At 45.1% G+C, this 25,463-nt stretch carries 21 protein-coding genes; all 21 read right to left on the minus strand.

Features of this window, described 5'->3' with window-relative positions; translation table 11 throughout:
* Positions 1-92 precede the first annotated feature (92 nt).
* Positions 93-2,162, minus strand: coding sequence for a hypothetical protein (locus tag FRZ06_06605; protein QOX63033.1), 2,070 nt, complete (start codon positions 2,160-2,162; stop codon positions 93-95).
* On the minus strand, positions 2,152-2,943 hold the full coding sequence (locus FRZ06_06610; GenBank protein ID QOX63034.1) for a prepilin-type N-terminal cleavage/methylation domain-containing protein: 792 nt from the start codon (positions 2,941-2,943) through the stop codon (positions 2,152-2,154). The genes FRZ06_06605 and FRZ06_06610 overlap by 11 nt, the downstream gene beginning before the upstream one ends.
* A 6-nt stretch (positions 2,944-2,949) precedes the next feature.
* Positions 2,950-3,531: a type II secretion system protein gene (locus FRZ06_06615; protein QOX63035.1), complete on the minus strand. Its 582-nt coding sequence runs from the start codon at positions 3,529-3,531 to the stop codon at positions 2,950-2,952.
* Positions 3,532-3,562: 31 nt separating this feature from the next.
* Positions 3,563-4,282 (minus strand): hypothetical protein, encoded by a 720-nt coding sequence (locus FRZ06_06620; GenBank protein ID QOX63036.1) that lies wholly within the window; start codon positions 4,280-4,282, stop codon positions 3,563-3,565.
* Positions 4,263-4,817 (minus strand): hypothetical protein, encoded by a 555-nt coding sequence (locus FRZ06_06625; GenBank protein ID QOX63037.1) that lies wholly within the window; start codon positions 4,815-4,817, stop codon positions 4,263-4,265. Before FRZ06_06625 ends, FRZ06_06620 begins: the two co-directional genes overlap by 20 nt.
* The gene (locus tag FRZ06_06630; protein ID QOX63038.1) at positions 4,818-5,876 is read right to left on the minus strand and encodes a hypothetical protein; all 1,059 of its coding nucleotides are present in this window, start codon (positions 5,874-5,876) and stop codon (positions 4,818-4,820) included.
* Entirely contained in the window at positions 5,876-6,640 is a 765-nt protein-coding gene (locus FRZ06_06635; GenBank protein ID QOX63039.1) for a prepilin peptidase, read from the minus strand. The genes FRZ06_06630 and FRZ06_06635 overlap by 1 nt, the downstream gene beginning before the upstream one ends.
* Before the next feature lie 38 nt (positions 6,641-6,678).
* A complete protein-coding gene (locus tag FRZ06_06640; GenBank protein ID QOX63040.1) occupies positions 6,679-7,110 on the minus strand; it encodes a prepilin-type N-terminal cleavage/methylation domain-containing protein in 432 nt (143 codons plus the stop codon).
* A gap of 193 nt (positions 7,111-7,303) precedes the next feature.
* Positions 7,304-8,512, minus strand: a complete 1,209-nt coding sequence (locus FRZ06_06645; GenBank protein QOX63041.1) for a type II secretion system F family protein — start codon at positions 8,510-8,512, stop codon at positions 7,304-7,306.
* Positions 8,513-8,526: 14 nt separating this feature from the next.
* Positions 8,527-9,588 (minus strand): type IV pilus twitching motility protein PilT, encoded by a 1,062-nt coding sequence (locus FRZ06_06650; GenBank protein QOX63042.1) that lies wholly within the window; start codon positions 9,586-9,588, stop codon positions 8,527-8,529.
* Between the two features lie 10 nt (positions 9,589-9,598).
* On the minus strand, positions 9,599-11,296 hold the full coding sequence (locus tag FRZ06_06655) for a type II secretion system protein GspE (GenBank protein ID QOX65862.1): 1,698 nt from the start codon (positions 11,294-11,296) through the stop codon (positions 9,599-9,601).
* A 422-nt stretch (positions 11,297-11,718) separates the two neighbouring features.
* Positions 11,719-12,024: a DUF3343 domain-containing protein gene (locus tag FRZ06_06660; GenBank protein ID QOX63043.1), complete on the minus strand. Its 306-nt coding sequence runs from the start codon at positions 12,022-12,024 to the stop codon at positions 11,719-11,721.
* Between the two features lie 89 nt (positions 12,025-12,113).
* Positions 12,114-13,391: a D-alanyl-D-alanine carboxypeptidase gene (locus FRZ06_06665; protein QOX63044.1), complete on the minus strand. Its 1,278-nt coding sequence runs from the start codon at positions 13,389-13,391 to the stop codon at positions 12,114-12,116.
* Positions 13,392-13,609: 218 nt separating this feature from the next.
* Positions 13,610-14,803 (minus strand): beta-aspartyl-peptidase, encoded by a 1,194-nt coding sequence (locus FRZ06_06670; protein QOX63045.1) that lies wholly within the window; start codon positions 14,801-14,803, stop codon positions 13,610-13,612.
* Positions 14,804-14,826: 23 nt separating this feature from the next.
* A complete protein-coding gene (yfcC, locus tag FRZ06_06675) occupies positions 14,827-16,572 on the minus strand; it encodes a putative basic amino acid antiporter YfcC (protein QOX63046.1) in 1,746 nt (581 codons plus the stop codon).
* Between the two features lie 218 nt (positions 16,573-16,790).
* The gene (locus tag FRZ06_06680; protein ID QOX63047.1) at positions 16,791-18,983 is read right to left on the minus strand and encodes an AAA family ATPase; all 2,193 of its coding nucleotides are present in this window, start codon (positions 18,981-18,983) and stop codon (positions 16,791-16,793) included.
* A gap of 73 nt (positions 18,984-19,056) precedes the next feature.
* Positions 19,057-20,361: a pyrimidine-nucleoside phosphorylase gene (locus FRZ06_06685; GenBank protein ID QOX63048.1), complete on the minus strand. Its 1,305-nt coding sequence runs from the start codon at positions 20,359-20,361 to the stop codon at positions 19,057-19,059.
* A 151-nt stretch (positions 20,362-20,512) separates the two neighbouring features.
* Positions 20,513-22,240, minus strand: a complete 1,728-nt coding sequence (locus FRZ06_06690; GenBank protein ID QOX63049.1) for an amidohydrolase — start codon at positions 22,238-22,240, stop codon at positions 20,513-20,515.
* Positions 22,241-22,322: 82 nt separating this feature from the next.
* Positions 22,323-23,507: an AraC family transcriptional regulator gene (locus FRZ06_06695; GenBank protein QOX63050.1), complete on the minus strand. Its 1,185-nt coding sequence runs from the start codon at positions 23,505-23,507 to the stop codon at positions 22,323-22,325.
* Between the two features lie 27 nt (positions 23,508-23,534).
* A complete protein-coding gene (locus FRZ06_06700; protein ID QOX65863.1) occupies positions 23,535-24,704 on the minus strand; it encodes a phosphopentomutase in 1,170 nt (389 codons plus the stop codon).
* A 41-nt stretch (positions 24,705-24,745) separates the two neighbouring features.
* On the minus strand, positions 24,746-25,459 hold the full coding sequence (locus FRZ06_06705; GenBank protein QOX63051.1) for a serine/threonine protein phosphatase: 714 nt from the start codon (positions 25,457-25,459) through the stop codon (positions 24,746-24,748).
* Positions 25,460-25,463: the final 4 nt, after the last annotated feature.

Raw genomic sequence — 25,463 nt, forward strand, 5'->3', positions numbered from 1 at the left:
CCTTTTTCAATATCTGCTTGCATCCCATGCGCTTGAACGCATGCTCTGCTGCGGGTTTATCAGCTTATGATTCAACGTCATGTCTCCGTTGATTATCGCTCTGACCAGTCTATAATCTTAAATTTGAGCTGCTTCGCATAGTCCTGCGAAAGATTTCTGATTAGATATTCATTGATTAATGCTTTTTGGGAATTGGTAACATATCCCCTGGCATTATCCCAAACCTCCTGGTATTCGTCCATATCCGCCGAAATTTCCTTGACAGAGTCGTCACTTCCGATTCCCGAAAGAAAGATCTCTGATTGCACTTTATTCTTTTTCGCTGCACGATACGCATTTTCCAAACGTTCACCGGCGCTTACCAAGCTAGAGTCGGTATTGGAATATCCGCGGAAATTCATTTCTATGTTCAATTCATCCTTCAGAGGACCTGCAATATATTCCAGTCCTGTTGCCGAATCGATTTCTGTCGTGTGCCTTGTTTCAGCAATTCCGCCTTCCTCTCTCGGTGTAATTCTGAGGTCCTGCAATTCCTGAAGCAAGCCCTGCACCGGAGAAACCTGCGGATCAATGAAATCATAACTCTCATAAGTTGTTCCGTCTTCTGTCATAAAGGGAACTGTAGGCAGATCATAGGTTGCAGTTTCAAAGACAACGTTTTTTGCCATGATGGAACTGCTGTACATCTCCACCGTTCCCCGTAGAGTAACCGTGCCGGATGCTATAATCATGTAATTCATCAATCGCATTTTTCTAAAATCCGAGGAATCGATGATATCTGGTGTATTGTCGGTAATCTGATCATAATAAAGCTTTGATGCATCAATAAGAAGATCACCGTCAACGAGAATTACCTTAAAAAGCTTGATATAATCAGCTTCATTTTTATAGGTTCCATACTCAAGATTCAGCTCCGGACTCTTGGCCAGATAGCGTCTCAAGCCTGTGTGGGAATCCAGATCTCTGCCAAGCACCAGCCGACTAAAATCAACAGGCTTGCTGCTGTTATCCTGAACGCATTTTACTGTTACCATTGCATAGTCTGTGTCTGAAGCTTCTCCTTTTACAAGCTGAAAACCGTCCTCTGCCAACACCTTGTCCACTTTCAAGCCTCCACCCGCTATCCCAAGCGGTTTGGCACGCTTCAGGCTGCTGTTCTCCGTAATAGGAGTTTTCAAAGAGGAATCAAAGGAGCCTTTGATCGAAAAGGAGCGCTTCAGATCCGGAAGAAAAGTCAGGCTGGTGTTGGTCTTTACAATGCTGTTATCTCCCCCATATTTGTAAAATGCGAGATTCTTTCTGAAGTTTACTTCCCTAGCTGTTTCTGCCGCAATCACCTTAATCATCCCGTTGATCCATACGTTTCCTGGGTTTCCGGTCTCGTCATTATCTATGGAAAGCGATAGGCTGTCACCCTGAAAGAATATATTACCGCCTATTTTTAATGACCCCAAAGAGTGTTCTTCCGGAATTTCGCTGTTTCTGGCAGTCTTGATCGGTTCTCCATCTGATTCATCAGGATCGCCAAGGGCGGTGAGAGTATTGCCAAAGAGCTTATCCAGATAATAATTAGAGATGGAATTCTTGTCGATATAGATCGTCTCTGTTCTTGTGCTTTCGCCTCTTCCGTAAACCACCAGTTTTATCTTGATACAATCTTTCGTAATGCCATCCTCCGAGTCCTCGAAGAGATTCTCTCTTGATTCCCCAGGCGCACCATCGGTGTAGGTCACATAGCAGTCCCCCTCTTCTTTACTGGAAGCGGTCTGTTCACTGCTTTTCAAACTATAATCATCGTCCTTATATATATTGAAATAGATCGAATATCGTTCGCTTTCTGCAGTATCGGGCAGAAAGCGGCTGGGTTCTAAATCAAGAAGTGCCATGGTCGCTTCCTTGGGATGCTCCGCATATGTATATAAGATGCTGATGTCGTCATCTGCAAGTACCTTGCGTACTATTTTTTCCCTCAGGATTGCGATGCTTTTTTCCATTCCTGTTTGAGCAAGCAGCTTCAACTGGCTGGAACGATCCATGCCGAAAGTGCCGGTTCTGTTTAGAAAGGCAGCAGTCATAATGCTCACTGCCAGCACGATAAGTAACGAGGTTACCGCCAGAGTCAGAACCAGAGCCGCCCCCTTCTTCCTTCCCCTAATCCTCATCTTCATCGCCTCCATAGTTGACCCTGGCCACGCTGGTCTCCAGTGTACGCTTGATCAATAAGCCCGTCAGATGATTTTCTCTGGATACAGTAAACCCTATCCGATAGGCATCCGCCAGCTCTGTCACCGTGACCGTCTCGAGGTACGAGGCGACTCGTTCAACTCCCTCATCTGCCAATGACCGATCCTTTTTCTTCAGTTCATAGATATTAATCAAACCGCCTACTTCCCTGCACTGAAAATACCGGCTTCCCTGATAAAATCGAAATGAGCTTTCTGAACCGCCGTCAAATCTATAATTATCGTAATAATATCCCCTTGTATTTTTATCGATTCGACTTTCGGTTGATGTCTCTTCATCGAATATATCATCTGTCCTTGCTACAGAAAAGTCGTACCGATAGAGATTTCCTTCTTTTAATGCGTAGAGACAGCTCCGCCCATTAATCTGCCGGATGAAAAGAACACCCTGATACGCCTCTGATGAAGTGATGTCGTAGACACTCTCGCCGGGTTGATAAAGGAGATGCATCTCCTTAAAGTTTTCCGATAGCTCATCGTTGGTTTTCCCGTCATAGTTAACGAAGTCTGTTCCCTTGCGGACATTGTCAGCAACATCCCCCATAGCCCTTCTAACGTTCTCCTGCACTTCATTCTGGAGATTCTGTCTTTTATTTGTTTCCATCCCAAATTTCGCAACCATTCCGACACTGATCATCGCCAGTGACAGAATCAGAACCACGGGAATCAGTTCAACAAGGGTAAATCCTTTTTTATTCAAACCTTATCACTCTCCAATGTATGCAACGCGCCGGGACCCAACGGAGTAAGAGTCACTGCTTAATTTCCACGTATTAATAACGATCTTATAAACCTTGAAATAGTCAACTTGTTCTTCACTGTCAGGCTGCAGATCCGGCTGGATTAAAATGTGAGCTGCATAGCGCCGATCGATGGAGGCAGACGCCATTGCTTCCTTGGCTTTCGAAGCATCCGCTTCCACTGCTAAGGCTTCCAGCACATGATCAATGTCAGACGCTGCAAGCTCTGGATCAGCCATCTGTTCTACCGCACTTGCGATTTCATCGTTATCGGTGTAATAAAGAAATAGCGATGCACGTTCATGACCAGATTCTTTATATTTCCCGTATATGGTTTCCATTCCTTCCCGTCTTTGGACTTGAAGACTTTGTACCAAATACTGTGCTTGCGTCAAGGTCTCCAGCGTTGAATTTTCGTCCTCCATGGTTTTTTGCGCCGTGACAAACGCCGAAGCGATGGCAGGGTAAATGATAGCCAGAATGGTGATTGCAACCATCAGTTCAATCAGTGTGAATCCCTTTTTTCGGTTATTCCATATCGTTCGCATTTCGTTTCACCCTGCTGATTCTCATAATCTGTTAACGGAACAGATCGTCTTTTCCATAGCTTCCGTTGTTGAAATAATAGGAAGGCTTTTCACTCGAGCTGTTTGTATAATAATAATCAACGCTGATATTGACCTTCAGCTTCTGACCAACAATGCTTCCACTTCTTCTTGTTTCCTCCTGGGCATCAATGTTCAGTGATTTGATTTTCGTAAAGCGTTTCTCTTTTTCAAGCTGATCAGCAAACTTCATAATATCGCCATAACTGCCGGCTTCTCCTTCAATGGTAACAGGCATACTGAAAATCAGAGCATTTTTCTGCTCTTCTGAAGCAGAACCGTCATTTCCACTCTCCTTCTGCTCTGGCGCCTCTTCTTCGACTTGCGCCTTCTGCTCTTTGCTGCTGATTTGCACACCATCTCCCAAAGAAACACTTAAAAGCGTTACCCCGCTGATATCCGCCAGCGGCTTCAGGCTATATGCTACTTCTGGGTTGCGGGGATGCTCCGGCAGCTGAAACAAGGCTTCCTCATGTTCTTTTTTTAATGTTTCCAAAGATTCTCTCAGGGTTTCGTTTGTCGTTTTCATGGCAGTAAGCTCAGCGACCTGAATCCGGTCCTCCGCAATGGCCTGGCTGCTCAAACTGATTTTTTCCAGTACAGGCAGCAAAAACATTTTTGTATAAAGAAAGAGCAGAAATGTAATCCCCAGCAGAATGATCAAATATTTTTCTCTAGTTGTCAGATTTTTCATCAGATCTGCCTCCCTGCTTCACCAACAATAAAAAATGATAGCTGGATTCAGAGTCCTCCCGCTTAATCTCTGAGATTACCGCATTGCTGTATTCATCTGACATCTGGAGATTTGCTGCAAATTCTCCGATATCACTATAGTCAGTGGAAGCGCCCTCCATAGACAGTTCTGTTTCGGTATAATTCAGCCAAATGAGCTTGATTCCTGAAGGCATGTATACTCCCAGCCCCCTAATCCGCTCGACAGAGGATGCACCTTCTACATCAAGCTTGTCCACCTGCTGTATGTAATGCTTTAACTGCTGCGTCTGTGTTTTTAACCTTTGGTTTTCTTCAATAACACTCTTTTGTGCATCGATCTGGCTTTGCAGTGCAGCTTCTTCAGTCTGAAGGGAAAGCAAGGTTCCCATGGGAAAATATAGTCCCAGAAACAGAACACAGAAGATGATGATACCCGCAGCAGCATACTGTCTTACACGGTATCGTTTCCGCTGCTCTTCCTTCATTCGATAAGGAATCAGATTCAATTCCGCCATCTATTTTTCCCTCCTTAACAGCATGCCGTATGTACCAGCATAGTGCATAAAATTAAAGTCTGAGGGATATGAGATCTTCCTCCCAATATGAATTGGATCCCGCACTGCTGTAGCTGCCATCCCAAGGGTTCTTGTGAGATAACGATCCAGCTCCGGGATTGCAGCGCCCAGTCCGATGATAAAAATCTCGTCCAGATTTTTTCTGGTTCTTCCCGTGTTATGAAATTGAATGACCTTTTGAAAAGAGGAAAACACATTGTCCATGAGGTACTTCAGCCGTTCATTCACTTCATTTTCGTCTCCAGCCTCTTGAAATCCGAACTGCTCTGTTAGATATACTCTGGCTTCGTACTCCCCAATCTCCTTTTTCTTCATAATTTCCCGAACCAGATTTTCGATTCCGAAGGGAACCTCTCGTTCAACCGCTAGATTTCCTTTCTCAATAATACACATTCTAGTAGTTTCTGCTCCAATATATATGACGCCGATTCCGTTGTCTTCTTTCCCGTTCTTGTTTTTTCCAAAGACTCTGGCGACGCTGTTTCCAAAGATATCCACTGACAGCAGCTTTAAATTGAGACTGTCTGTTAGTTCCACATATTGTTCAATTCTTTCCACAGGAGCGGCAACAGCCAGAGTTTTTAGAATTCTGGATTTTCCAGAACCTGTACTTCCTGCGATTTGATAATCGATATAATAATCCTTCCCCTCCTCTGGCAAATTGCGATTCAGCTCCCATCGGACGGACTCCTCTGTATTTTTTTCGCTGATAGCGGGCAGCTCTATATTCCTGATGACCAGTCCCTGCCCATTGATCACATAGGAGATTTGCTTTGACTTGATGTTTTTATCTAGCAAAAAATCCTGGATTTCAGAACGGATCGCATCGATATTGACGATTCTGCTTTCCGTTACACTCTCTTTAGGAATCGGGATCAGCCCAAATGCCTTAATCTTGTTCCTTGTGCCATACAAGAGTTTGATCATGCCATCACTGATATCGGCAACCAATCTGTTTGCGTACATGGTCGTATAACCCTCACTTCTTCCTGCATCCATTAAAAAAACGAATCATAATAAATCATGTAAAATTGCACCAGCTCCTGTCCGAACAGGTAGGCAATCGCCGAACCAGCCGCAAGAAAAGGACCAAAAGGGATCATATCCTTCCGCCCTTTTTTTCTCAACAGAATCAGGCTGATCCCAACAATTCCTCCTGTTACAAAAGCAATCAGGAGCATCGCTGCTGTCAACGAAAGTCCAAGATACAGCCCGCAAAGCAGGCAAAGCTCTGCGTCTCCCCACCCCATTCCGCCTGTCAGAAGGATCAGCACCGCAATCAGGCCTCCTCCTGCAAGACCGCCGATGACATAACTCCAAAACCCGCTCTGCAGTGTTAGGGAATATCCGGCTCCTGCAAGAATCAATCCGATTAGAATACCGGGCAGGGTCACTCTAAAATAAATATCGGTTGTCTTCAGGTCGATTATGCTGACGACAATCAAAAAGCCGAAGAAAATCATGCCTTTATAAAGGGCAAAGGTCAGTCCAAATTTCAGATAGAGCGCTGTAAACAGAAGCCCTGTCAAGAGCTCTACCAACGGATACTGAAGCGATATGGAGCAGCCGCAGAAGCGGCATTTTCCGCCAAGTACAGCATAGCTCAGCAGCGGAATCAAGTCGTAGGGCTTAATCCTGCCGCCGCAGCCCGTACAATGGGAAGGAGGGAAGGAAATAGACTCCCCTCCCGGTATTCGGTAAATACAAACGTTCAAAAAACTTCCCACCAGCAAGCCTGATAAGAATATAAAGATCGTGATCACAGCGCCTCCTGAGGGTGGTTTTAGCGGATCGATTCTTTCTACAATACAGCCTTGATGCCTCCGTAGGTTGTTACATCCTCATCAAGTGCATCCAATAAGTTCTCATATGTAGTCGTTGTTTCTATCGCATCATCCCCTTCACTAATGCTTTTAGCTGTTTCCTTTAGTGTATCAATCGCATTGGTATCACCATCCAGATCTGTATCAGCATCTGCTTCCCCATCAATCATATCAGCAACGGTAGTATCCACATCGACTGGTACATCCTTGGCTGTTGAATTATAAACCTCTATTGCTGTTACCAGTGTCTTAACGTTAGCCTTCGTCTTTGATACCTTTGCACTGTCGGTATAGCCCGTCATACGGGGAGCTATCACTGCAATCAAAATGCCCAGGATCGCGATAACGGCAATGAGTTCGATGAGGGTAAAGCCTTTTTTCTTTCTGTTCTTCAGCATGTTCTTTTTCATAGTCCTTGTGTCCTCCTAAAATTAAGATTCTGGGATAATTAATATGTATGTTTAGCTAAGGAAACGCGCATTGATCCAGCCAATCTCCTGGTCAAGCCTTGCTTCCCCACCCTTAGCTCTGCGTGATGACAGTGCTGATTCTTTCAATGCGCACTGCAGTCAGCAATGCACCTTTCCTATCATCAGTACTGCTTTAGCCCATATTAACAACATCGTACATGGAAAACATGGGCAGGATGATAGACATGATGATAAATCCTACAACAACAGCTAAAATTACGATGATCACCGGCTCGATGAGCGCCGTCAGTTGTGAGGTCGCAGTATCCACCTCGCCGTCGTAAAAAGATGCTGTCTTCTCCAAGATTGCGTCCAGCGTTCCTGCCTCTTCTCCGATCTTGATCATTTGAGTCAGCATCACGGGGAAAATTCCACGAGCGGTCAGGGTTTCCCCTACACTCAGTCCCTTTTTCAACTCATCTGTCGTGGAATCCAGTGCTTCTCGTATGACAGCATTTCCTACCACGTCGGCGCAGATTTGTATGCTGTTCAGAAGGGGTACCCCACTGCCCATCAGAGTACCGAAGGTTCGTGCAAAACGCGCGGTTAATATTTTAGAATATAGCTTCCCGAAGATCGGGGCTTTCATTTTGAAAAGATCCAGTGTCTTTCTTCCCTGACTGCTTGACGAGTAGGTGCGATATGCAAAGAAAACCGCTATGATGATAAGAATCACTATGTACCACTGATTCGTCAGAAAACTGCTGAGTCCAAGCAGAATTCTGGTTGGCAGAGGCAGCATCGTTCCCGACTGAGAAAGCATGGTAACAAACGTTGGAAGCACCTTTGTCACAAGCAGAATCACAACAGAAATAGCAAAGATGCTGATTGCCGCCGGATACGTCATAGCACCCTTAATCTTTTGGTTCAGAGAATTTTCCTTATCGTAATAGACCGCCATCCGTTCAAAGATGATGTCCAAAGTACCACTGGATTCCCCTACGGTAATCATGTCTGCAAGCATGTCCGGAAAAACACTGTGCCGTTTCATCGAATCAGAGAGCGACCTGCCTTTCTGAACATCGGAAAAGACTTCATCGAGCACATCCTTCAAGCGCTTGTTCTCAGTCTGTTCCTTGACGATCTCAAGGCTTCGGAGCACACTGATTCCCGCGTTGATCACAACGGAAAATTGTCTGCAAAAAATTGCGATATCCTTTAAGGTTACTCGTTGCAGCTTGGACAGCTCTATATTGGAGGAAGCCTTAAAAGGCCTTAATCGGATCGGATAATATCCCTTTTCTCTAAGCGCATCCGCAGCGGCCGCTTCACTGACTGCTTCCAGTTTCCCTTTCAGAGACATTCCCTTTAATGTTTTCGCTTCATATTCATAAATCGGCATCGTGCCACCTCATATCAACAATTTTGAAGAAACTTCCTGAGCATTTCCTTATCAACACAATAGAGATTTGCTTCGTCTTCAGAAATGAGTCCTTTTTTAACAAGCTCTGCCAATGACATATCCATGGATTTCATGCCATATTTGTTTCCTGTCTGGATGGAGGAATCAAGCATATGTGTCTTTCCTTCCCGGATCAGATTACGGATTGCAGAGGTACCGAGCATAATCTCCATAGCGCACGCCCTGCCTTCCTCATCAAACCGTTCAATGAGCTGCTGGGAAACGACTCCTTCAAGCACCGCCGAAAGCTGAACCATAATCTGCTTTTGCTGATAAGGAGGGAACACATCCACAATTCTATCGATGGTCTTTGATGCCCCCACGGTATGGAGGGTTGACAGCACCAAATGACCGGTTTCCGCGGCGGTTACAGCGATACTGATGGTCTCAAGATCTCGCATCTCACCTACAAGGATTACGTCGGGATCCTCCCGCATGGCGCTTCTGAGCGCATTGGCATAACTTTTTGTATCATGACCGATTTCTCGTTGATTTACGATGCTTCGTTTATGTTTGTGCAAATACTCTATGGGGTCCTCTAGCGTCAGTACATGTACCTCTCTAGTAGAATTGATCTCATTGATCATAGCCGCGAGGGTAGTTGATTTTCCGCTCCCCGTAGGCCCTGTTACCAGAATCAGTCCCCTGGTTTTTCCAGCTAATTCCTTCAAGATGTCAGGCATCTCCAATTCTTCCAAAGTTGGTACTGAAAATGCGATCACCCGAATCACAATGGCGTCGCTGCCTCTCTGACGAAAAGCATTGACCCGGAATCTGCTTACACCCGGTCTGGCCCATGACAGATCATACTCTCCCTGTCTTTGAAACTGTTCATATTGTTCCTGTGTCACGATTTCCTTAAGCAGTCGGCTTGTATCCTCGGGAAGCAGCGAATCGCCTCCATACGGAACAAGTTTTCCATAAATTCGCAGCATCGGGGGTAAACCAGCTGTTATATGGATGTCGGACGCTTTTCTATCAAGAGCTTCTTCCAGCAATTCTTCCAATCGAACCATTCTGTTTCTCCTAATCCTTTAGATATGTAATCTTCGCCAGTTCGTCAACCGTTGTGGTTCCGTTTAGAACCAACTCGTCGCAGGAAGTTCGCAACGTCCTCATTCCTTTTTCAATACTTAAATTACGAAGTTCGTCTGAACTTTTGCCTTCCATAATCATCTCCCGATGTTCTTTTGAAATCTCCATAATCTCATAGACACCAACTCTTCCTGAATATCCGGTATTGCCGCACCGCGGACAGCCCTTGCCGCGATAAAGGGTCAAGGGTGAATCCATGGAATGATTCAAAATGATCTTTTCACGGGAAGTTGCTTCATATGCAGCTCTGCACTCCGGGCAGATTCGCCTCACCAGACGCTGAGAGATTACGCCTACAAGGGAAGTCGCAGCAAGATACGGTTCAATCCCCATATCTGCAAGCCTTACGGCAGTGGAAGGAGCATCATTGGTATGCATGGTGCTGAGAATCAGATGGCCTGTGATTGCTGATCGAATTGCAATTTCAGCAGTTTCCATGTCTCTGATTTCTCCGATCATAATAATATCAGGATCCTGCCTCAAGATGGATCGCAAACCTGTCGCAAAAGTCATTCCTATTTTTGTGTTGACATGAACCTGATTGATGCCCTCCAGAACATATTCCACAGGGTCTTCCACCGTTATAATATTTTTGTTGGGTGTATTCAGATCGTTGAGAATTGAATATAGAGTAGTGGATTTTCCGCTGCCGGTGGGCCCGGTAACGAGAATAATCCCGTGAGGGTGTTTGATCATACGGTTTAGCAAGATTAGCTCATGCTCTTGCAGTCCCATGTCATGCTTGGAGACAAGAAAACTATCACGTTTTAAAATTCTGATCACAATTTTTTCCCCGTAGACGGTAGGCAGAACGGAAACTCTCAAATCAATATCCAAATTGTCAACCCGGGTAATGATTCTGCCATCCTGAGGCAGCCTTTTTTCGGCAATATTAAGATCTGCCATGATCTTGATTCGGGTGATGAGCGCCCCTAAGGCACCTTTTCCTGATCTCATGGTTTCACGAAGTTCTCCGTCAATACGGTTTCGTATTTTGATGTAATCTTCGAAGGGTTCTATATGAATATCGCTGGCGTTGCTCTTTACGGCTTCCTTTATGATGGAATCCACCAGCTTAACGGCTGGAGCATCTTTAATATCGATTGACTCATCAGTTCGTGCGTGTCGTTCTTCCTCCTGCCGATGTTCTTTTGAAAGCTCTTCGGCGGCTTTCTGTGCAAACTGGCTGGAATAAAAACGGTCGATGTATTTTAGAATCTCATGTCTGGATGCGATGACCACTTCCACCTCGTATCCTGAAGCGATTTTCACATCATCCAAAGCAAAGATATTTAGAGGGTCTGCGATAGCAACCCTGATCTTTTCGCCTTCAACTCCGATGGGGATCAGTGTGTATTTAGAAGCCAGGCTTTCCGGAACGGAGAGCACAGCCTGCTTATCAATATTGATTCGATCCAGGTGAACCCTGTCCAAGCCAAACTGCTGCTCGAGTGTTTCAAGGATTTGCTCTTCGGTCACCATCATTTCTTCAATTAAAAGTTCCCCAAGACGCTTGTTAGAATTCTTTTGCTTAATCAGCACTTCTGTCAATTGTTCCTTCTTAAGCGTTCCGTTTTCAACAAGTAAATCTCCGAGACGCTTATTCCCTGTGTGCCTGGGCTTTTCCATGCTGTCGCTTCTTAACGAAGGTTCTTTATCCGGCTCTACAGAAGTACTTCTGAATAGTCTTTCATATATGCTGCTCATAGATCGATTCTCCTGCCCTATCAGAAATATTGGTAAATCACGTGCTTTGAAATGCTGTAATCATTCGAAATCAAAATTTGTTGAATTTCAGCATTATATTACAAGAACTTCATTTTATTGCATAATTCGTTATAAATTAGGTGCAGTCGGATAATTTTGTATATTTTTGTTGATTTATTATACCCCCATATTTTTGCCATTGCAACAATTATCAATTAAATAGGGTGTTAATTATTTGTTAATTTTTCATTTATTAAGCGCGTACCCTTTAGAAATCAGCTTTATAAATTTGAAATCTTTCCTGAGCAAAAAAAGACCGTGGTATAATCCACGGCCTTAAGACACTAAGCAATCTGTTTGTATTTAATTGCGCCATTTTCATACTCAATCATATAGATTCCTCTTGAGGTAATCTGACTTTTATCGAGGATGTCAATTGCACTGTTAATTGAATTAGTTTTCAGAAAGACAGCATATCCGCAGGTTCGCAGAAGATCCGGCGGCAGCTTCTTAAGCGTTGATCGGATCCTGTTTTCTTGTAGCTTTTCTTGTGCATAGACAGCCCTATAAAAAGATGAAAAAGCTATTACGTATTCATTCATTCTATCCTTTACCCCCTTGGCGGCTGGCGCCGCTCCGCTTGAAACCATTGGTTCCCACGGTGCTCACTTCATTCTGATATGCGAGCTGGGCACCCTCCTTCGAATTTTGGAAGCGCTTCATCAGCGTTTCCTTAGTATTAGATCAATGTCTTTAACATCCTGAAATAAATTTGCATCAGTCCTGCCTTCTCAACGTTTTCTGCCGCAACCAAAGGGTGCCTTGCGATTTCCTTATCCTGCTTATATATGACCAATTCTCCGATTTTATCACCCATTGTGATCGGTGCCGATATCTTAGCGTTTAATTCTAGCTCACCGCGGATTCCGTCTTTTTCCCCTTTTTTGACCAGTATGCTGATCTGTTCCGGGGCAACAGCGTCAATCATGTCAGGCGCACCCTTTTCAATGACGATTTTTCCCATTGGCTCGCCCTTTTCTGCAAGCTTGACAGAATCATAATTTGCAAATCCGTAATCCAGAAGCTTTGCGGCTTCAGCAAATCTAATTTTCGATGTCGGGCTTCCCATAATGACAGCAATCAAGTTTAAATCATCCTTTACTGCCGACGCTGATAAACAGTATCCTGCCTCCTGGGTAAAGCCTGTTTTAATTCCATTGGCCCCCGGATAGGTTTTGATGAGGCGGTTGGTATTGGTAAGTCCCAGCTCGGTCTGTTTCTTTCCCGGCAGCCCTACTGTGATATTCGTCATCCAGACCTTGAACCAGTCCTGAAGCTTTTCATGCTTTATGAGTTCTTTCGACATTAATGCTATATCATATGCACTGGAATAATGATTGGCTACCGGAAGACCGTTGGTATTTACAAAATTTGTGTCTACCATTCCCAGCTCCTTGGCCTTTTTATTCATGTTCTCAACAAAGATCTCTACTGTACCCGAATGGTATTCAGCCGCTGCCACACAGGCATCATTTGCGCTGGCGATTACGATTCCCTTCAGTAAGGTTTCAAGAGTCTGCTGCTCACCGGGTTCCATATACATCTGGCTTCCGCCCATACTTGCAGCTTTTTCACTGACCGTGACCTTATCATCCAGGTTCATCTGTCCGCGCTCCACCGCTTCCATGATCAGAAGCATGGTCATTACCTTTGTAACACTCGCAGGCGGCAGCCGTTCATGAGAATTTTGATCGAACAGAACCGTACCGCTGCCAGCATCAATCAGCACTGCTGATTTAGCATCTACCGTCATATTCACTGCTCCGCCTGTAATGGAGGTAGGCAGCACCGTGGGCTCCGGTTCCACAGCAGTTGATATCATTTCCAGGATTGGTTCATCTGTAAATTCATCTTCAGCGTATACTACGATAGGCAGCAGTCCGATAATCAGCGCCGCTACCAAAAGATACGCAGTTTTTCTGCCGTATTGTAAAAATCGTTCTGTATGTCGAAGCAACGTTAAAACCCCCTCGCATCAATCTTCTTTAACGCTGTGCAGAAAATTTTCAGCTCAGGAAAATCTTTCTTGCATCTCTGCGTTATATTGAGATGGAAAAGTCTCCTTCTCGATATAAAGATATGGATGGTCAGGGGGTTTTATGACTATTTTCAGTGTTTCATTAGACAAACAAGAAGGTTTTCTACTTCATGCTCTCATGTGGTGATAAAGGTTTTCTACTTCACGTTCTCAAAGGTTCCATATACTTCAGGATGGCCATCATAAACCATCCTTTTCCCTTTACAGAAAACGGTGTCCAATATCAGTTCCGCCTCATCAAGAAGGCAAAGATCTGCATCAAAGCCAGCTTCGATTCTACCTTTTCCTGTAAGTTTCAGTATTCTGGCAGGATTAACAGTTACAGCCCTGAGCATAACCTCCAGGGGAATCTTATATTCCAGCACAGCTGCCCTGATCTCTTTCAGAATGCATTCCGGCTTACCCACACCAAGGCCAACAAATTCCATTTTTTCATTGAAAAGTGGAAGGCTGCCTTGTGCATCGGATGAAATCGTAAACTGATCCTGAGAAATATTCTCATCAAGAAGTCTTTTAATTCCCGTGCAGGTTCTGACCTCTCCGTATTTCTCCTCCCAGAAAACCGGATCGTTGCTGGCGGTAAAATCGATGTACCCGCCTTTCTTCGCATAGAGGATTCCTTCCTCAAAGAGTTCCCTGTTTCTGTTGATATGGGTGGGCAGAAACTGGGTAATGGGAATTTCTGTCTGTTCCACCGTCTGCAAAATCAAATCCAGCATCCTGCTTCCATCTCCAAGATGAATGTTCAGGATTCCTGCCTTTCCGGAAAGCATACCTCCAACTCGTGCATCTGCTGCAAGCCGTTGGAACTCAGAAAGTGTTGGCTGGGAAGAACGATGATCAGAAACAGCGATTTCCCCAATACCGATGATCTTATCTACGATGAGAAGATCCTTCATAACTTCCCCCGTCACTGTAACAGGGGGCACATGATAAGATCCTGTATAAATATAGGTGCTGAGTCCTTCTTCCTCCAGTCCTTTTGCCTTTGCGAGAAGGGATATCATATTTCTGGTGACCCCATCCGTGCCAAGACAACCGACAGCAGTTGTAATTCCTGCCATCGTGAAATCAGTCAGTACTGCTTCCGGCGTTCTGGTTCGATACCCGCCTTCGCCGCCTCCCCCCGTCATATGGGTATGTGAATCAATGAAACCAGGTACTGCAATCATACCGGTAGCATCAATTTCACTAAGGAGTCCGTCCGCATTCTTTATTTCCAGGGAAATGTTCTCAGCAACAGCCCCTATCTTACCGTCAATCAGCAAAATGTCCTTCCTGCCTGCCTCTTCTGGCTGATAGACCTTCGCATTTCGAATAATTGTGATCATGTTCTAGTCTCCCTCAAAAGAAATTACGAGAAATTAATGGATACAGCAATGATAACAAAGATGCTTCCTAAAAGGAAGAGGAACCCTTGCATTTTGATTTGGAACTTCGCCCATTTCATCCAGTTGATTCTCGCAACGCCCAAAACACCAAGTAAGCTTGCAGAACAAGGAGTAAACGCATCTACAAATCCAGATCCCAGCTGATAAGCAAGAACTGCAACCTGTCTGGATACGCCGACGATATCGGCAAGCGGAGCCATAATCGGCATTGTCAGTGCTGCCTGGCCGGAATTGGAAGTTACAACAAGGTTGAATAAGCTCTGGAACACGTACATGAGCCAGCCGGTCATTACCACCGGCAGTCCGCCGATTGCTGTACCCATCCCATAGAGAATTGTGTTCAGGGAAGATGCTACCGTAGCATCGGAACCGCCGAGTACCAGCAGGATTCCTTTTGCCATACCAACGACTACCGCTGTTCCTGCAAGATCCGCAACACCGCTCTGGAAGGCGGATGCCATCTCGTTGACAGTCATTCCGTTGAGTTTAAAGATGATTGCAATGACACCTGCTACAAAGCCCATTACAAAGAACTGGGATGCGATTTCTGGGATGTAATACCCCTTCTGAGTAACTCCCCAAACGATCCAAATTAAAACAGCCGCCATGTCGAGGAGAACAAGCTTGTGTCCCAGCTTAAATTCGCTGTGAACGCCTTCGCTTTCCTCGGTGATCTTATTTCTGAAATAAGCGTCCATTTCATAAACTGCTGAGTGATGAGGATTCTTTCTGACTTTTTCTGCATAGAACATCATATATCCAGCAGCAGCAGCCGTTATTACCACAAACATGGTGATACGGAACGGAGCACCAGAAAGGATTGGAATTTCAGCGATACCCTGTGCTACCGCTACACCAAACGGGTTCATCCACGAAGTGGCATTTCCAACCTGTGCCGCAACGAAGGTCACCGTTATGGCAACAATTGAGTCATAACCCATAGCAATGACAAAAGGTACCATTACCATGGCAAAAGGAATACATTCCTCAGACATTCCAAAGGTTGCTCCGCCCAGTGCGAAGAGGAAGAAAAGCAGCGGCAGAGAGTAACGCTCCAGGCCTCTGGATTTTTTGATAAAGGCATAAATACCTGCCTCAACTGCACCGGTTCTCATGATGATACCGAAGGCGCCTCCAACGACGAGGATCAAGGCAACGATACCGATTGCAGATCCGTACTTGTCACCAGTGACAAGGCCTTCAAAGAGGTAGTTGAGTACGCCGAACCCGCCGTAATCATCGGTTCCCCAAAGAGTTGCAGTATTATGTAATTTCTGACTCATATCATAGATGCTGTCTCCGAAAAGGTCGTACAGCACTGGATCTGTCAGTCCTACTGCGTCAAGTGCATCCTGCGACCAGGAAGCCTGATCTGTAGCAAGGAAATCAGACAGAGCTGCAGGATCCACCCCGAGTTCCTCCAGTTTCGCTGCATCGCTGCTTAAGGTATTCAGCGAAGCTGACAGCTTTTCTGTATCGAAGTTATAAGCGTAGCGGAAGGTTTCTGCCATCAATACAGTCTTAGTCTTTACCGCACCACTGGCATCGGTGTACTCCACCTCGTGCGTCGTAAACTTACCTGCAGGAATTACAAAGGTAAGCAGCCACATTGCAATAATAACAAAAAAGATAATCGCGTATGTGTGTGGTGCCTGAAACCTTGTTAGTTTGCTTTCCAGGCTTTGAAGATTTTTTTCTTCTTTTTTCATGATCTTCCTCCTTAATTGAATTTTCCCCGATAATCGTATCAAAGGATGCGATTGGTTTTCAGGGATATGCATTCTATATAGCAAACCATATGCCAAAAATAAGAATCTCAACATAAAAGAAAAAAAGCCGGTTCAAACCCTTGAACTACGGCCTTTTTTCAGAAAAATCAGAAAGGTATTCTTCCATATTCATTTCAAACCTCGGGATCAATTGGGGTTTATTGGGTGTTATAGTTCACGTATTTCAGCCCGTTTATCGTCAGTCTCATGCCAACCCTGCCGGCTGATTTTGTAATCAGCTTCAATGCCTGAAGGTCGTCGGTCCTCTTTCTAACCCGTTCCTCTGTGAGGTAGGGAAACCGATTCTTGGCATCCTCCGCCATGGTCTTTCTGCTGATAGTCTGTCCCCTGTCCGTGTACTCTTTAATTAACTTTAGAAAAAACAGGTATTCCTCCAGATTTCCTCGCTGACACAGTGCTTCACTGTATGTCGTATACTCAGCGTCGTCATTCCGAGTCTGTATTCCTGAAGCATCATGATCTATCATCATAGGATTTTGAATCCCGCGGACTGTGGCTGACTCCGTATTCTGCCCCCCATGACCCATCACTGACTCGTCAAAAAAATCCTCAGGCAAATCACTCATCCTTACTGTACCGGTGTCACACACAGCGATGAAATACTCCATGACATTTTCGAGCTCTCTCACATTTCCGTTCCAACGGTTCATTCTCAGGGTTTCCATAACTTCAGCAGAAATCTGAAGACGGCCCCGACCATGCTTCTTTAAAAAATGATGAACCAAAACCTCAATATCCTGACACCTCTCTCGAAGAGGCGGTACCTTCAAATAAAATTTTTTCAGCCGATGATACAAATCCTCACGAAAGCTTCCGTCCCTGCACATCTGAACCAGGTTCTTATTTGTAGCTGCAATTACCCTAACATCAATGGGAATATTTTCACTCCCGCCCACTCTGCGAATTTCTTTTTCTTGTAGAACACGAAGAAGCCTTGCCTGAATGCGAAGGGAGATATCTCCGATCTCATCAAGAAATATGGTTCCCTGATTGGCCTGTTCAAAGATCCCCAGCCTGCCGCCTTTCTTTGCTCCGGTAAATGCCCCTTCTTCGTAGCCGAATAGCTCACTCTCAATCAAATCCTCAGAAATGGCACTGAAATTGATGGCAACAAACGGCCCCCGATTGCGCAGGGACTCATTGTGAATGGCGCTTGCGAACAATTCCTTACCAACACCACTTTCCCCATAGATCAAAATATTGAGATCGGATTTGGCAAGCTTCTTTGCAATATGTACCGCATCAGAAATCACGGTAGAATTCCCTGCAATGTCCGAAAACCGATATTTCCCGATATAACCTTTGCGAATCAAGTCCTGTCTTAGCTTTACCTCAATATCTTTATTTTCTTTCGTATTTTTTATGGTACAGACAGTAGTGTCCAGTTTGTCGATTCGAAATTTGCTGATAATAAGGTCTTCTTGGTTCAATCGAAACAATCGGTCTGACAGATCCTCTTCTGCAAGCAGATACTCTTTGATGGATGAATCCGCAATCACATTATGGATCAAATCCCCTGCTGAAGCAGCACCAAAGATCTCTCTGCTTTTCTCATTAAAGATCGAGATAATACCACTGCCGTAATAAGCGATGATTCCGTCATTGATCTGATTGAGAATCCTCGCCAAATATTGATTCATACTGGATGCTTCATTAAAGAGATGATAAAGATGATTGCTGAAACGGATCATGGTCTCTTTATATTTTTCAGATACAAGGCTCAGCTTTTGATCCATCAAATCCAGAAGCTTCAAAATTTCAACAATGCTGGAAATGTCAATGATTCGCGCTCCCAGATCGATGGCTTTTTCTACGTGATCAGGCACCAAAGCCATTTCTCCAGCAGTAACGGCGATATTAGCATTTCGGTAAATTCTGCAGCCGGGATAGTAGGGAATCAGTTCGAGATAATCAATACCGATTTCCTGAAGTGCTTCAATACAGCCAACGGCATTCTCTTTGATATCATTGACAAAGAAAACACTGGTACCCTTGGGGATACCAAATAATTTCTCGATGTTTTCAATATTCAGAGACCGTTTTGCAATCAAAACCGGACATTCAGGACTGACATATTCCGCCATCTCCTCAGAAAGAATTTTGGAACTCATCACCACCAGGTCCGCCTGTATGGGGTCTTTCACCATGACTTCCTCTGAATAACCTTCGATATCGACGCAATCTTCCAGATAATACTTCATCTGACTGCAAAGGGTTTCCTTTGTAGCTTCTGAACCAGTAACAATGGCCAGCTTTTTTCGCTCTTTTATAAAATTACTGTTCCGTTGATTTAACAATAGATCAACGGACGGATCTGCTAATTGATTCATGGAAATATACTCTCTTTGATTTTATAAATTCATCTGATCCCAGGTAACGATCCCTGGATAAAAATCCGCAGAATTATTCAATGATCCGTTTGATTAAGATCCCTTTTTCCGGAGCGGCAGGCTGAATATGAAATGCCTTGGCTGCCTCTAGGGCGCCTTTATCAACCCGTCCCTGATCTGTACCGAAAACAGTGGCAAGGAGTTCTCCTTTTTTCACTGCAGCACCAACTTTTTTTGCCAGAAGGATGCCTGCGGAGAGGTCGATGGTATCCTCTTTGGTTTCTCTGCCTGCACCGGAATGCTGCGATGCCAGGCCGATGGATTTTGCTTCAATGCTGCCAACGAAGCCGTCAGCTTCTGCAAGGACCTCTGATTTGCACGTTGATTGAGGAAACAGTGTATAATCAGATGTCACACCGGGATTTCCTCCCTGACCTGCAATAAATTCCTCCAGCTTCTTCAGTGCCCTGCCGCTTGCCAGAGCTTCCTTAGCCGCCAGGTATCCTTCTTCAGGGGAAGCAGCTTTCTCGCCGAGATAGATCATATAGGAGGCTAGCCCTAAGGACAATTCAGTAATATCCTCCGGTCCATTTCCTTTTAGAGTCTCAATGGCCTCAATGACCTCAAGGCTGTTCCCTACAGCTAATCCGAGGGGCTGGCTCATATCCGTTACAACTGCAATGGTTCTTTTTCCATCTGCCTTGCCAATATCTACCATGAGGCTTCCAAGCTCACAAGCATCTTCATAGCGTTCCATAAATGCACCGTTTCCGCATTTTACGTCGAGAACAATAGCATCACTGCCGGAAGCAAGCTTCTTGCTCATGATGCTTGAAGTAATCAGACTAAGATTGTCAACTGTTGCAGTTACGTCGCGCAGAGCATACAGCTTTTTATCTGCCGGTGCGATATGGGCTGTCTGTCCGATAACTGACAGGCCAACGCTGTTGACCAGGTTGATAAAATCTCCCGCTTCTACCGTTGTTCGGAATCCGGGGATAGCTTCCATCTTATCTACCGTACCTCCGGTGAAGCCAAGACCTCTGCCGGACATCTTTGCGATGGGTACGCCGCATGCTGCAGCGAGGGGCCCAACGATGAGCGTCGTTTTGTCACCCACTCCGCCGGTGCTGTGTTTATCCACCTTGACCCCTTTGATTTCAGAAAGATCAACAATGTCTCCCGAGTATTTCATGGCTCTTGTAAGGTCATAGGTCTCTTCCCTGCTCATCCCCTTCAGAAAGATGGCCATTAAAAGCGCAGAAGCCTGATAATCGGGAATCGTCCCCTCCGTGTAACCACTGACAAAATATTCGATTTCATCCTTGGTGAGGGTTTGCCCCTCTCTCTTTTTATATATGATGTCATTCATATTCATAATTTCATTAACCCCTTTCCTTCAAACATCACCACAGCGCCGGCCTCCCTGCGAGCCTTTTTTTGGCCGCAGCAAATACCAGCGCTGAAATAATTTGGTTTTGTAAAGATATTATATTAGAATTTCATCATTATGTCCATTTATTTGCTTTTTATAAACTGAACACAGTATTTCCCCCCATGATGGTTTTCAAAACGGTAACATCTGATATTTTAAATGGATCTGTATCAAAGAGATTCTTGTCAAGAATAATGAGATCAGCCTTCTTACCCGCTTCTACCGAACCCAATTGATCTTCGGCAAAATTTTGATACGCAGCATTGATGGTATTGGCCCTAAGCATCTGAACGAGTGTTACTCTCTGTTCAGGATTTTGAAGGGTAGCAGGATCTCCCATTCGATCGCATCTAGTGATACCGGTTTGGATGTCTGCAAGCGGGATTGATGGGATTGTCACGGGATAGTCACTGGCTGCTGAAACTACAACCCCTTCATCAAAGAAAGACTTCATAGGATATTCCGCATTTGCCCGTGCCTCACCCAGATAAGGCATTTCAAGTTCATAGAAATAGCCAGGCTCCTTACAGAACCAATAGGGGTTGGTAACCGCTACAATCTTCAGATCCGCCATTCTTTTGATATCAGCGGGATCCACGACCTGGAGGTGGGTGATGGCATGACGGTTTTCCCGCGATCCATTTTTTTCAGCAGCATATGCATAAGCATCAATCGTCATCTTGACCGCTGCATCACCAATGGCATGGGTATGAATCTGAAGACCTAGTTTATCTGCTTTTGCAAAAGCCTGATTCAGAGGTTCCTGCTCCCATAACGGCTCCCCTTTAAATCCCGGATCAGAGGTATAGTCCTCCAGAAGATAAGCGGTCTTTCCTTCAACAACACCATCCACAAGCACCTTGATGCCGGTGATCTCAAAATCTCCTCCTTTTGCTTCCTCCTTTAATGCTGCACATTGTTCTACCTCAGCCATGGGATTCAAATCCGGCAGGATCTGATAACCGCCATAGACTCTTATTTTCAGTGCCTTTTCCTGATCAAGCTCGTTGTATGCCTTCAGCAAATTTCCGCTTCCGCCCAGGTTTACCATGGGTTCATAATAAGCGGTAATTCCGTAGGTCAAAACTTCCTGCTGGTATGCGAGGATCCCTTCTTTATACTGTTCCACCGTATAGTCAGGAATACTGCTTTCAAAGAGCGCAATGGCATTCTCTCTGAAGGTGCCGCTTGGCTCTCCGGTAGCCGGATTTCTTTCAATGACTCCGCCGGGGACATCCGCCGTATCCGCTGTGATTCCGGCCAGCTCCATCGCTTTCGAATTCGCCCATACAGAATGGTGATCTCCCGAATTGATTACGATGGGAATGTCTGATGATATTTCGTCTAAAACTTCCTTCGTCGGGCCGCCGGGCGGGCAGTATCCATTCACCCAGCCTCCTCCGGTGAGAAACTCCACATCAGGATTCTGATCAATGAAAGCTCTTATGCTCTTTGTATATTCTTCCATAGAAGTGTCTTCGTAAAGGGCCACTTCAAAGAGCATACCGACGCCGCCTTCGTGGCCATGAGCATGCGCATCAAAGAAGGCGGGCATCGCCATCCCGCTCTCCAGGCGAATCACTTCCGTATCATCCCCTATGTATTTCTGTATGTCCTCTTCCGTGCCCACGGAAAGATAGACACCGTCCTTGATCGCCGCTGCTTTCGCAATGGTGTCCGCGTCATCTGCAGTATAAATCGTACCAATGATTACCGTATCAGCTGCTTCTGCGGTTTCAGCTTTACCGGCGCCGCCGCATCCGCCGAATGCACCCGCAATCATCAGCAATACCAATAAAATGCTAAATAGTTTTTTACTCATTCCTTCTCCTCCTAATTTTTTTGAATATTTCAACTATTCTAGCACATAAAAAAAAGCCATCCTATATTCTATCTTGGCTTTTCTATAACAGATCTTGCACTATTCGTGGTTCCTTCAATTGGAATATGATCTTACTTACTTCCAGTTCTTTCTTGCCGAGGAATCGCTCCGCCACGCCTTCCTGTATCAGAAATCCTAGAAACTCCTCCATCTCCGATCCTTGCAGAACCAGCTCAGAAACTGTTTTCTCTGCGATCTGATATTTCGACGCCAGCTGATGTCTCCAATCCTCTTCCGATATGGATAGTAGATCGTCTTCCTCCGCAATATTCGGATAGGTCTGCGGCTGATATTGCTTTCTGTACCCCTGTGGAAGCATTCCGAAATAGAACCGAAATTGCTTTACAAAATACTGATAGGACGAGAAGCCCACCGCTTCCGCAATTTCGCTCAAATTCATTTCTGTTCCCAATAGCAGTACTTCTGCTCTGTCTGCGCGAACCAAACTCAACATTTCCTGAAATGGTGCACCGGTACCAGCCTTAATCAGATGAGAAGCATAGTATTTATCTATGTATTCTCGCTTGGCAACTTTGTGCAGCATAATCTTGTGATCAAATTCCTTGTATATATAGCGGATTGTGTTTTCCACCCGCTCCAGCTTTGTATTGCTCCCGCTGAATGGACTCTCTGCTCTGTTGGTCATCTTGAAATGCTGCATTTGAAAGTGATCGAGACAGATCGCAGCAATCTTGCCTGTAAGCAATGAAATGGAAGAAACCTTTTCTGTGGGCGGGTCAATCGCAGAAATCTTGTCTGCTGGCAGAGAAATACCTCCGGGAACATCCAAAAGTCTCTGATCGCTTGCAAGAGATAGATATATCTCCACCATGGACTTTTTCAGGATCTCAACCTGGTCGATATGATAATTTCTGTAATAAAAGGGATCGAAAGCAAAGAATCTGGCTTCATCACCAAATATAGTTTCGTCGCATTGGAGAAAGAGGATGACACATTCCTCCTCCAGCTTCTGTATTTTATGAACCTCGAATTGATTGATCAGTAAAAAGTCTCCGGCTCTTAATTCAAAGGTATGAAAACTGATTTTCACCTGGGCAGCTCCGCTCAGAACATAGAGCAGCTCCATACCGTCATGCATGTGGATCGGTGTGCTGTTGACTGCCTTTAAAAAAGCAGAGACAGGGAACTGACTCTGCTTTTGAAAATGCTGCATAAAGCTTATTGTATTGTAAAAATTTTTATCCATTTCGATAAACTCCAATTGAGTAAAACTTCACGATTCAGTTAACAGACCCAGAAAGCTTTCGCCCATCTCTGACTTTGAAACGGACAAATACTCGGCGATGGTGGCGCTGATATCCGCAAAGCTTGCTCTCGTTCCAAGATTTACGGACTGTTTCAGCCGCTTACCCCAGACGACAACAGGAACGTATTCTCTGGTGTGATCCCAGCCCTCGTGCACCGGGTCGTTTCCGTGATCGGCGCACAAAATCAGGATATCGTCTGCTTTCATTGCTCCCATGATTTCCGGAAGCCGGTTGTCAAACTCTTCAAGGCACTTGCCGTATCCCACCGGGTCACGGCGATGGCCGTATTTGGAGTCAAAGTCCACAAGATTTGTGAAGATAAAGCCTTCAAAATCAGCGTGCAGAGCCTGCACGGTCTTATCAACACCATCCATGTTGCTGTCCGTATGAACGGACAGGCTTACGCCCTGACCATTAAAGATATCATTGATCTTACCGATGGCATAGACCAGCTTTCCCGAATCCTTGATGTGATCCATCACCGTTTTTCCACTGGGAGAAACCGCGTAATCCTTGCGGTCCGAGGTTCGGACTCTCTGGCCATCCTGTATGACATAAGGTCTTGCGATTACTCTTCCTACCTGCACATCACCTACCAGCATCCTGCGGGCAACTTCGCAGATATGATACAAGCGCTCCAGCGGAATAACATCGGTGTTTGCAGCGATCTGGAAAACACTGTCTGCCGAAGTATAAATGATGGGCTTACCTGTTTTTTCGTGCTCAGGTCCAAGTGCCTCGATGATCTCTGTTCCGGAAGCCGCATAATTGCCAAGGGTTTCGATACCGATCTCCTTTTCAAACGCCTCCATAAATTCCTCTGGAAACTCAGGAAAGGTTTTAAAGGGAATCTCTGTATAGAGACCAGCAATTTCCCAATGACCTGTTATCGTATCCTTCCCCTTGGACATTTCCGTAAGACGTCCATAAGCTCCCTTCGGTTCTGCATCAGCCTTCAGCTTCGTGACGCCTTCAATATTTCCAAGACCAAGACTTAACAGATTTGGGATTGCTAAATCCGCTTTTGATTCTGCTATATGGCCCAGCGTATCGGCTCCTGCATCGCCATATCCGGGTGCATCGGGCATTTCTCCGATTCCCAGGCTGTCAAGTACGATTAATACTGCTCTCTTCATCATTCATTCCCCCTCAATCTACGTTGCTTCTATTTTTCATCTCAAACAATTTTGTACGGTTTGCATTTCAAGTAATCCGTCGATGTTAAAATGTATTCGATATGATTCTTAATACCCCGGAGTCCGTTTCCGTAAGCATCTTTTCCATGGAGGTGACCATATACAACCTTCTCTGCGCCGTATTCTTCAAAAATCTCAGTAAATCCAGATCGTCTCTTCTTGTCATTTGCAGGAGGAAAATGCAGAACCCCTATAATTTTGCCCTTGCTTCCGTTATTCTTTTTCCCATAACCGGCTTTGGCTGCTGCTTCAAGAGACATTCTCAGTCTTCCCAATTCCCGTTTATATATTTTTTCATCATGTGCGGTAAATTCGTCATCCTCGGGACTGATCCAGCCTCGGGAACCGCAGATTGCATAGCCTTCTGCTTCATAATAGGTATTTTGCAAAAAGAACATATTGTCAAATAGTGCGTTCAACTTGCTGACAGAATTCCACCAAAGATCGTGATTTCCTTTTATGAAGACCTTCCTGCCCGGCAGTTCACTGATCCACCTCAAGTCTGTCATCGCTTCCTCAAAGCGAAGGGCCCACGAGGTATCACCGGGGATAATGACTGTATCTTCTGGCTTTATCAGCGCCTTCCAATTTTCGCTGACCCGTTCAGTGTGGTTGATCCATTGCCCTCCATAGATGTCCATGGGTTTCTCAGCTTCAAAGGAGAGGTGCAGATCTGCAATTGCGAATATGGCCATATAT

This window comes from Clostridiales bacterium (assembly GCA_015243575.1).
GTDB classification, from domain to species: domain Bacteria; phylum Bacillota; class Clostridia; order Peptostreptococcales; family Anaerovoracaceae; genus Anoxybacterium; species Anoxybacterium hadale.

Coding starts and splice junctions, on each gene's coding strand:
- FRZ06_06655 (QOX65862.1), bottom strand. CDS start 11,296: ATGGAAAAGCCCAGGCACACAGGGAATAAGCGTCTCGGAGATTTACTT.
- FRZ06_06645 (QOX63041.1), bottom strand. CDS start 8,512: ATGCCGATTTATGAATATGAAGCGAAAACATTAAAGGGAATGTCTCTG.
- FRZ06_06680 (QOX63047.1), bottom strand. CDS start 18,983: ATGAATCAATTAGCAGATCCGTCCGTTGATCTATTGTTAAATCAACGG.
- FRZ06_06690 (QOX63049.1), bottom strand. CDS start 22,240: ATGAGTAAAAAACTATTTAGCATTTTATTGGTATTGCTGATGATTGCG.
- FRZ06_06700 (QOX65863.1), bottom strand. CDS start 24,704: ATGAAGAGAGCAGTATTAATCGTACTTGACAGCCTGGGAATCGGAGAA.
- FRZ06_06670 (QOX63045.1), bottom strand. CDS start 14,803: ATGATCACAATTATTCGAAATGCGAAGGTCTATCAGCCAGAAGAGGCA.
- FRZ06_06705 (QOX63051.1), bottom strand. CDS start 25,459: ATGGCCATATTCGCAATTGCAGATCTGCACCTCTCCTTTGAAGCTGAG.
- FRZ06_06640 (QOX63040.1), bottom strand. CDS start 7,110: ATGAAAAAGAACATGCTGAAGAACAGAAAGAAAAAAGGCTTTACCCTC.
- FRZ06_06605 (QOX63033.1), bottom strand. CDS start 2,162: ATGAGGATTAGGGGAAGGAAGAAGGGGGCGGCTCTGGTTCTGACTCTG.
- FRZ06_06630 (QOX63038.1), bottom strand. CDS start 5,876: ATGGATGCAGGAAGAAGTGAGGGTTATACGACCATGTACGCAAACAGA.
- FRZ06_06660 (QOX63043.1), bottom strand. CDS start 12,024: ATGGTTTCAAGCGGAGCGGCGCCAGCCGCCAAGGGGGTAAAGGATAGA.
- FRZ06_06650 (QOX63042.1), bottom strand. CDS start 9,588: ATGGTTCGATTGGAAGAATTGCTGGAAGAAGCTCTTGATAGAAAAGCG.
- FRZ06_06620 (QOX63036.1), bottom strand. CDS start 4,282: ATGAAAAATCTGACAACTAGAGAAAAATATTTGATCATTCTGCTGGGG.
- FRZ06_06625 (QOX63037.1), bottom strand. CDS start 4,817: ATGGCGGAATTGAATCTGATTCCTTATCGAATGAAGGAAGAGCAGCGG.
- FRZ06_06695 (QOX63050.1), bottom strand. CDS start 23,507: ATGGATAAAAATTTTTACAATACAATAAGCTTTATGCAGCATTTTCAA.
- yfcC (QOX63046.1), bottom strand. CDS start 16,572: ATGAAAAAAGAAGAAAAAAATCTTCAAAGCCTGGAAAGCAAACTAACA.
- FRZ06_06615 (QOX63035.1), bottom strand. CDS start 3,531: ATGCGAACGATATGGAATAACCGAAAAAAGGGATTCACACTGATTGAA.
- FRZ06_06685 (QOX63048.1), bottom strand. CDS start 20,361: ATGAATATGAATGACATCATATATAAAAAGAGAGAGGGGCAAACCCTC.